The sequence below is a fragment of the Klebsiella sp. HMSC25G12 genome (genome assembly GCF_001807705.1).
GTDB lineage: Bacteria > Pseudomonadota > Gammaproteobacteria > Enterobacterales > Enterobacteriaceae > Klebsiella > Klebsiella variicola.
In genome coordinates this window covers 82,259-90,162 of sequence record NZ_KV789805.1, presented here as the reverse complement: position 1 = coordinate 90,162, position 7,904 = coordinate 82,259, and the positions used below count along the sequence as shown (strand labels likewise).

The 7,904-nt window shown below is 54.7% G+C and carries 8 protein-coding genes and 1 pseudogene; 7 read left to right on the top strand and 2 right to left on the bottom strand.

What is annotated here, in order from left to right:
- Both HMPREF3096_RS31840 and HMPREF3096_RS03845 read left to right on the top strand, forming a co-directional pair.
- A pseudogene (locus tag HMPREF3096_RS31840) lies at nucleotides 1-109 on the top strand (hypothetical protein); the annotation flags it as partial.
- Between the two features lie 129 nt (nucleotides 110-238).
- Nucleotides 239-1,039 carry a hypothetical protein gene (locus HMPREF3096_RS03845; RefSeq protein ID WP_070544315.1) on the top strand — a complete coding sequence of 267 codons (801 nt, stop codon included), beginning with the start codon at nucleotides 239-241 and terminating at the stop codon, nucleotides 1,037-1,039.
- 345 nt (nucleotides 1,040-1,384) lie between these two features.
- Here the strand turns inward: HMPREF3096_RS03845 and HMPREF3096_RS03840 are convergent, their stop codons facing one another.
- Together HMPREF3096_RS03840 and HMPREF3096_RS03835 are read right to left on the bottom strand one after the other, a co-directional pair.
- Nucleotides 1,385-2,428: a phage portal protein gene (locus tag HMPREF3096_RS03840; RefSeq protein ID WP_065807921.1), complete on the bottom strand. Its 1,044-nt coding sequence runs from the start codon at nucleotides 2,426-2,428 to the stop codon at nucleotides 1,385-1,387.
- The gene (locus HMPREF3096_RS03835; protein ID WP_064184062.1) at nucleotides 2,428-4,197 is read right to left on the bottom strand and encodes a terminase ATPase subunit family protein; all 1,770 of its coding nucleotides are present in this window, start codon (nucleotides 4,195-4,197) and stop codon (nucleotides 2,428-2,430) included. The genes HMPREF3096_RS03840 and HMPREF3096_RS03835 overlap by 1 nt, the downstream gene beginning before the upstream one ends.
- A 165-nt stretch (nucleotides 4,198-4,362) precedes the next feature.
- Here HMPREF3096_RS03835 and HMPREF3096_RS03830 point away from each other — a divergent pair, with 165 nt between their 5' ends.
- From HMPREF3096_RS03830 to HMPREF3096_RS03810, 5 genes are all read left to right on the top strand, one after another.
- A complete protein-coding gene (locus HMPREF3096_RS03830; RefSeq protein ID WP_065807922.1) occupies nucleotides 4,363-5,217 on the top strand; it encodes a GPO family capsid scaffolding protein in 855 nt (284 codons plus the stop codon).
- 73 nt (nucleotides 5,218-5,290) lie between these two features.
- A complete protein-coding gene (locus HMPREF3096_RS03825; RefSeq protein WP_065807923.1) occupies nucleotides 5,291-6,349 on the top strand; it encodes a phage major capsid protein, P2 family in 1,059 nt (352 codons plus the stop codon).
- A 3-nt stretch (nucleotides 6,350-6,352) separates the two neighbouring features.
- Entirely contained in the window at nucleotides 6,353-7,096 is a 744-nt protein-coding gene (locus HMPREF3096_RS03820) for a phage terminase small subunit (RefSeq protein ID WP_070544313.1), read from the top strand.
- A 96-nt stretch (nucleotides 7,097-7,192) separates the two neighbouring features.
- The gene (locus HMPREF3096_RS03815) at nucleotides 7,193-7,699 is read left to right on the top strand and encodes a head completion/stabilization protein (RefSeq protein ID WP_009309691.1); all 507 of its coding nucleotides are present in this window, start codon (nucleotides 7,193-7,195) and stop codon (nucleotides 7,697-7,699) included.
- On the top strand, nucleotides 7,699-7,902 hold the full coding sequence (locus HMPREF3096_RS03810; protein WP_065807925.1) for a tail protein X: 204 nt from the start codon (nucleotides 7,699-7,701) through the stop codon (nucleotides 7,900-7,902). Before HMPREF3096_RS03815 ends, HMPREF3096_RS03810 begins: the two co-directional genes overlap by 1 nt.
- Nucleotides 7,903-7,904 lie beyond the last annotated feature (2 nt).

The following is a 7,904-nucleotide window of genomic DNA, read 5'->3' as shown; positions in this document are numbered from 1 at the left end:
TTACCCGAAATCTGATTTATTCAACAAAGCCGGTGGGGTGGTAAAACAGACCGTAGCGGCGCGTGTCGACGTGCGAACCGGTGAGATCGTTTCGATACTCGATAATTAACCAATATAGCTACAAACGCCGCCGGTGCTGAAACTTGTTTTCAGTGCCGGCGGGGTTGAACAACGAGCATGCGAGGCGTTAGTTACACTCAAACTATGGTATTGAAGTAAATTTAAAGGGGTACGTAGAATGAAAAATAAAAGACAAATTAACATTATAAAATATCTTGATATTTTCGATGTGATGAGAACCCCTGATAATGGGCGGATTAGTTTGATATATGAAAAAGCCATACATTACAACATGTATTCTGTTTACATCAAAGACCGTGATGGTGCGGATTATTTATTCGAAAGGTTTGTGGATGGTGAGGTGAAAGTTAAAAAATGGAATGCGAATGAAAATATATTCAATATTGATTCTATTCTCTTTCCAAAAGATCTTGAGTGTGATTCTTTTTCGGGTATTTATTATTATCATGCGCATGAGTTGAGATTTAATTCATTAAGTGATTTGAGCTTTTTGAAGCTGCTAAGATTTAGACGCTTCGCTAACGCAGAGAATAAAAGATTTAGCCGTGAGAAGTTTCTTTATCGTCAGCGTAAGCAAGAAATTACTGATGCAATGACTGTTTTAGCCTCCGTTGTTAGAATCTATCGAGAGCAGGAAGGCGAAGGACCATTCAGCGAAATACTAGTTATGAATGATGTTGCTGGTAGATTATGGGTCTATCACGATGATCAATCACGGATGAGAAAAGAACTCCGTCTGTGCCTTGATTCACTTGTTGAAAATGGCGATATTTCAAGGACTAAGTTGGGGTATAGGCCAACAGGAAAAGCGGTAAATACCTTGGCTAATTTTAATAAAACAGAGCAGCGATATACAGAAAACATACGCAGCCAGAGGAGTATGTTTTGGGCTACTCTATTTGCTGCAATAGGTGGTCTGGGAAGTATGTTTGCCGCGTTTATAGGGCTTATGAAATAGTATTAAAGTTTGTCTCTATCTCAGCCAAGTTAATGCATCCGTTTGATGCATCATTTTGCATGTGTGTTTACCTTTATATTTTGATACTTGCCGCCAGGCCTGGCGCGGATCGGGAGGCCTGTTGCATCTGCATTAATTCCGACTCACGAAGCGGGCAGGCGAGGCGGGGAAAGCACTGCGCGCCAGCGTACTTTTGCGCATTTATTTTCGCAGCCTGAGCGCGTCGCTGTACCGCGCGGGTTCGCGAGGGTGTCGGTGGGTGGTGCGGGGGTGTTTGAGGGCGTGGCGGGCTTCTGAGGCGGTCAGGCGTGAGGGTAAGAAAAAGCCGCCCGGAGGCGGCGGAAATCAGTCACTTTCGGTGTCAAGGGTGTAACTTTTGAACCGGATCACCTCCTGACCGGCCCACGCGTTGACCTCGCGCATCCGGTCTTGTAGCGGGATGAGCTCGTTACGGACAAACACCTTTGCCACCTTCTCGATATCGCCGAGCGAACCGACGTTTTCCGGCTTGCCGCCCATCAGCTGGAACGGGATGCGGTGAGCGTCGAGCAGATCGGCGGCGCTGACTTTTTTGATATTGAAGAAATCGTCTTTCGTTGCCACCTCACTGAGCGGCACTATTTTTATGCCGTCCGGTTTTCCGTGCGGTGCGTAGAAAAAAAGATTTTTGAAGTTGCCGAGCCCCTTCGAGCTGCGCATTGCATCGCGCAACGCCTCAACATCTGTACCGCTTTGCGCGGCGTCCGTCACATACATGATGTAACCAGCATGAGCCCCGTTCTGGTAATACTTGCGACGGAACAGCGTCGCCGCTTCATTCAGCCAGGCGGAGTTTAGCGCGCTGAGATATTCCGGCATACCGTACAGCTCCTGGTTGATGTCTGGCTCCAGCAGGTGGAATACGGAGCCCGGCGCGAACGGGTGCGGCTGGTCAAATGACGGCACCCACCAATAGACATCATCTTCAATACCACGTCGCGTGTATTTAGCCGGTGACGCTTCCAGCTTCAGCGGGCGACCGGTGACACTCTTTCGGAGCTCTAAAAACGCGTTGCCAAACACCAGAAAATCAAGCGCGAAGCGGCTGAAGTCCTGTTGTGACAGTAGCGGGTGCGGAATAAACGTTGAGGCCAGAATGTTGCGCTTAACGTAAATCGGCGAGCTGTGATGAACGGCGGCGCGCAGGCTTTTCGCCAGCCCGTTAAAGCTGACCGGTGGTTCGAACCAGCGGCCATTATTGACGCATTCCACGTAATCAAGAATATCGCGGCGGTCGAGCACAGCGCTCGGTTCACCAAAGGTAAACGCCTCTATTTTTTGGGGCGAGCTGTCTTTCATGTTGCGCGGGCGCTTTTGTGGCTGTGGCTTGCGGCCTTTGTATTTACTCATCAGTTGAACTCCAGAATGGATGATGTTGCCTGGCCGCTGCCAGCGGTAAGCGGTTCGTTTAACAGCGCGTGCATGGTCGCCCAGGCGACGTCCGCGTGACTGGCTTCCTCGGTGCGGCTGGCCTCATAGGTGGCGCTGCGCCCGCTGCTGGTCATGGTCTTGCGGATTGCCATAAACGAGGTGGTGATGTCGGTGGCGCTGACGTCATATTCGAGACAGCCACGGCGGATAACGTCTTTTGCTTTCAGCACCATTGCGGTTTTCATTTCCGGCGTGTAGCGAATATCGCGGGCGGCGGGATAAAACGAGCGAACCAGCTGGAAGACGCCAATACCGAGACCGGTTGCATCGATACCGATGTACTCGACGTTGTATTTTTCGGTGAGCTGGCGAATGGATTCGGCCTGAGTCGCGAAGTCCATGCCTTTCCACTGATGGCGCTCCAGAATGCGGAACTTGCCCCCGGCGACAACCGGCGGCGCGAGCACCACACACCCGGCGCTGTCGCCGCTGTGCGAAGGGTCGTATCCCACCCAGACCGGGCGGGAGCCGAACGGATTGTCGGCGAACGGCGCAAAGTCTTCCCATTCTTCCAGACTGTCGACCATGCAGCGTTGCAAATCCTCGAACGGGAACACCGACGCCTTGTCGTCAACGAACTCGCACATAAACAGATTGCGGAAGTCGTCGACGCTGTTTTCGCGCTGGAGTTGCTCCAGATTGAACAGCGTACAGCCCCCGGCGAGCGCATCCTCAATGGTGACAATCTGCCGCCACTGGCCGTCAGGACACGCCACGCCAGCAGCGAGCGCGTCATGACTGATATCGATATCGACCCGCTCACTGGCGCGGGCGCGGCCACGGTTGAACAATTCCCCCGACCAGAACGGGTAAGCGCCGTGCGCCAGGGTGGAAGGCGTCGAAAAGTAGGTGCTGCGCAGGTGGCTTTGTGAGGCCATGCCCGATGACACTTTGCGCAGTTTCTGGAAGTTGGGGATCCAGAATATCTCATCGACATACAGGTCGCCGTTATGGCTCTGCGCGGTGTTTGAGTTGGTGCCGAGAAAAATCAGCTTTGCGCCGTTGTTGCCGATGACAATCGGGTCGCCGGTCAGGTCGACATCGACCAGGCGCGCAAACTGGATGATGTACTCGCGGAATACATACGCCTGCGTCTTACTCGCTGACAGAAAAATCTGGTTGTGGCCGGTTTTCAGCGCATGCAGCAGCGCCTCCCGGGAAAAGTAGAACGTCGCCCCAATCTGGCGCGATTTCAGAATGTCGCGAATGCGGTGCTCAAGCCCGGCGCGGTGCCAGCGCAACTGATACTCAAAAGACTCTGCAAAGAAAATCTCTTCCAGTTTCTCGATAGCCTCGTCGCTGAAAAAGTTCTTTGTCGGCTTTTTGCGGTCGCCTTTATTGCGGTTGGCCACGTTGGGATTCAGGTCAACCTCGTTTCCGGTCTGGCCATAGCGATTAATGCGCGCAAAGCGCTCCATCTGCCGGGCCAGAAAATCCGCCACCTTGAAATCGTGGGGCGTCAGGTTGGGTTTTGCGTAGAGCTGAATCAGCCTGGCCTCTAAGGTGCTTTCGACCCGGTTAAGCGGTGCTGTTTCGTCCCACTGGTCGCGCTGTTTCCAGCTCTGCACCGTCGGGCGTTTGGTCTGCAACATTTCGGCAATCTGCGGCACGGAAAACCCCTGCCAGTACAGCAAAGCCGCCTGGCGTCGCGGGTCGTTTAACAAAGTGGTGTCGGTGGTGATGGTCATGGATGCCTCGCCGTGATTGATACAGGGCAAGGCTAAAGAAACGGGTGATGCGAATCGCTAAAGTGCTGTTGTGTGAGGGATAAGCCATCCGGGACAGATGGCGGGTGGGCGGCGACGTCGGGAAACTAACCCCGACCCGTTAACCCGATATCAGGACTCCTGACAATGGCAAAAAAAGTTTCAAAATGGTTTCGCATCGGCGTCGAAGGCGATACCTGTGACGGCCGCGTTATCAGCGCGACGGATATTCAGGAAATGGCCGAGACCTTTGACCCCCGCGTCTACGGTTGCCGCATTAACCTCGAACACCTGAAAGGCATCCTGCCGGATGGCCCTTTCAGTCGTTACGGCGATGTGGTCGAGCTGAAGTCTGAAAAGATTGACGACGATTCGGTACTGAAAGGCAAGCTGGCGCTGTTCGCCAAAATCACCCCGACCGATGACCTGATCGCAATGAATAAAAAATTGCAGAAGGTCTACACCTCAATGGAAATTCAGCCGAATTTCGCCAATAGCGGTAAATGCTACCTGGTCGGCCTGGCGGTGACCGATGACCCGGCCAGCCTCGGCACCGAATACCTCGAATTTTGCCGGGGTGCCAAATTTAACCCCCTCAACCGCTTCAAAACCGAGCCTGGCAACCTGATTTCCGTCGCCACTCTCGCCGAGCTGGAGTTTGAAGACCAGGCGGAAAATGTCTTTACCGCCCTGAGCGACAAAGTGAAAGCCATTTTCAGCCGCAAACAGGCCAGCGATGACGCCCGTTTTCAGGATGTGCATGAAGCCGTGACGACCGTCAGTGAACATGTGCAGGAAAACCTCACCGCCACTGAGCAGCGTCTTGCCACGCTGGAAAATGCCTTTGCGACGCTGAAACAGGACGTCACCACGAAGGCCGACCAGACTAGCCAGGCATTCAGCCAGTTAAAAACGTCGCTGGATAAAACCGAAAGCACCACGCAGCCACGCCGCAAGCTCTCCACCGGTGGCGGTGGCGATGAGCTGCTGACCGACTGCTAGACGGTCGTGAATTTATCGCCGGGCGACAGGCTTGCCCGGTCAGACAACCCGATTTAACCCAACAGGAAAGACTATGCGTCAGGAAACCCGTTTTAAATTCAATGCCTACCTGTCCCGCGTTGCCGAGCTGAACGGCATCGACACGGCCGACGTGAGTAAAAAATTCAACGTCGAGCCATCCGTCACGCAAACCATGATGAACACCGTGCAGATGTCCTCGGCATTTTTGCAGAAAATTAATATCGTGCCGGTGGATGAGCTGAAGGGTGAAAAAATTGGCGTCGGCGTCAATGGCACCATCGCCAGCACCACGGACACCAACAGCGGCCAGGAGCGTAAAACAGCCGACTTTACCGCGCTGGAGTCCAAAAAATACGAGTGCGATCAGGTCAACTTTGACTTCCACTTCAAATATAAAAAGCTGGATTTGTGGGCGCGCTTCCAGGACTTCCAGCGCCGTATTCGTGATGCCATCATCCAGCGGCAGGCTCTCGATTTCATCATGGCCGGTTTCAACGGCGTTGAGCGCGCCGAAACCTCTGACCGTGCCACTCATCCGATGTTGCAGGATGTCGCCGTCGGCTGGCCGCAGAAATACCGCAATGAAGCGGCGACCCGCGTGATGAGCAAAATCGTTGACGAGGAAGGAAACGTCGTTTCCGCTGTTATCCGCGTAGGTAAAAACGGCGATTACGTTAACCTCGATGCGCTGGTCATGGATGCCACCGACAACCTGATTGACGAGATTTATCAGGAAGATTCGGAGCTTGTCGCGATTGTGGGTCGTAAGCTGCTGGCCGACAAATATTTCCCGATCGTCAACAAAGACCAGCCGAACAGCGAAGCGCTCGCGGCTGACATTATCATCAGCCAGAAACGCATCGGCAACCTGCCCGCCGTCCGTGTGCCGTACTTCCCGGCGAACGCGATTATGGTGACGCGTCTCGATAACCTGTCCATCTATTTCATGGATGAAAGTCACCGCCGCTCCATCATCGAAAACCCGAAACTCGACCAGGTGGAAAACTACGAATCGATGAACATCGATTACGTGGTCGAAACCTACGCCGCCGGGTGCTTCATTGAAAATATCAAGCTGGGCGATTTCTCTGCCGCGCAACCGGAGGGCTAACCGATGACGAGCCCCGCACAGCGTCACATGATGCGGGTCTCGGCCATTGAAACCGCGCAGCGGGAAAACAACCCGCTGCGGCATGCCACTGCCTACGAGCAGATGCTGGTTAAGCTGGCCGCAGACCAACGCACGTTAAAAGCCATCTTTGGTAAAGAGCTGAAAGCCACGAAAAAGCGCGAGCTGCTGCCGTTCTATCTGCCGTGGGTCAGTGGCGTGCTGGAACAGGGCAAAGGTGCACAGGATGACATCGTGATGACCGTCATGCTGTGGCGTCTCGATGTCGGCGATATCGGCGGCGCGATGGATATTGCCCGCTACGCGTTTAAGTACGGTCTGTCCATGCCAGGCAAACACCGCCGCCCGCCGCAGTACATGTTTACCGAAGAGGTGGCGCTCGCCGCCATGCGCGCCCATGCCGCCGGTGAACCGGTCGTCATCAGCCAGCTGCTCGACACGCTGGCGCTGACCGCCGCCGCCGATATGCCTGATGAAGTGCGCGCAAAACTGCACAAAATCACCGGCCAGGTATTGCGGGATAACAAACAGCCCGCCGACGCGCTGGCCCACCTCAGGCGAGCGATGCAGCTCGACTGTCAGGCAGGCGTCAAAAAAGACATTGAAAGGCTTGAGCGTGAGCTGAAGCCCAAACCGGCAACGGTCGTTAAAGCCCCGGCAAGAGCGCCGCGCGCCGTGAAAACCACGGCACCGGCTAAACGTGGCCGACCGAAAAAGAACGCCGGTTAACAGAATGCGCCCCGCGCCAGGGCGGCACGCCGGTCGATGAGGGTGTTTTACCCAACCTGAGACCGGCGTCCACCGCCCACCTATTCAGAGGTAGTCATGACGACGCTGATTATTAAAAAGAACGATGAGCCGCAGCCGGGTGGCGTGGTGGTCATCCCGCCGCCTGCCAGCGATGAGCCGGTGATAAAAAATACGTTTTTCTTTCCTGACATCGACCCGAAGCGAGTGCGTGAAGGGATGCGCCTTGAGCAGACCGTCGCTCCTGCCCGGCTGCGTGAGGCCATCAAAACCGGCATCGCCGAAACCAATGCCGAGCTTTTTTTGTGGCGGGAACAGCAGATTGCCGGGGGTTTTAGCAAGCTGGCCGACGTGCCGGCTGACGATCTCGACGGCGAAAGCGTGCGCGTTTTCTATTACCTGCGCGCCGTCACCTCAATGGCGACCGCCACGCTCTATGAGCGTTATCGCGGTGTGGATGCCAGCGCCAAAGGCGACAAGAAAGCCGACAGCATCGATACCACTGTCGACGAACTGTGGCGGGACATGCGCTGGGCGGTATCGCGCGTCCAGGATAAACCCCGCTGCATTGTGAGCCAAATCTGATGCAGGCCATAGCGCAACAGGGCGACACGCTCGACATGATTTGCGCCCGGTATTACGGGCGCACTGAGGGGGTGTTCGAGTCGGTGCTTGACGCAAATCCGGGACTGGCCGAGCTCGGCGCAGTGCTGCCATATGGCACGGCGGTCGAGTTACCAGATGTCCAGTCATCCCCCGTAACTGAAACAATTAATCTGTGGGAATAAAC

Bases quoted from the DNA above. Each gene is read 5' to 3' on its own strand.
- HMPREF3096_RS03845 (WP_070544315.1), top strand. From the start codon at position 239: ATGAAAAATAAAAGACAAATTAACATTATAAAATATCTTGATATTTTC.
- HMPREF3096_RS03840 (WP_065807921.1), bottom strand. From the start codon at position 2,428: ATGAGTAAATACAAAGGCCGCAAGCCACAGCCACAAAAGCGCCCGCGC.
- HMPREF3096_RS03835 (WP_064184062.1), bottom strand. From the start codon at position 4,197: ATGACCATCACCACCGACACCACTTTGTTAAACGACCCGCGACGCCAG.
- HMPREF3096_RS03830 (WP_065807922.1), top strand. From the start codon at position 4,363: ATGGCAAAAAAAGTTTCAAAATGGTTTCGCATCGGCGTCGAAGGCGAT.
- HMPREF3096_RS03825 (WP_065807923.1), top strand. From the start codon at position 5,291: ATGCGTCAGGAAACCCGTTTTAAATTCAATGCCTACCTGTCCCGCGTT.
- HMPREF3096_RS03820 (WP_070544313.1), top strand. From the start codon at position 6,353: ATGACGAGCCCCGCACAGCGTCACATGATGCGGGTCTCGGCCATTGAA.
- HMPREF3096_RS03815 (WP_009309691.1), top strand. From the start codon at position 7,193: ATGACGACGCTGATTATTAAAAAGAACGATGAGCCGCAGCCGGGTGGC.
- HMPREF3096_RS03810 (WP_065807925.1), top strand. From the start codon at position 7,699: ATGCAGGCCATAGCGCAACAGGGCGACACGCTCGACATGATTTGCGCC.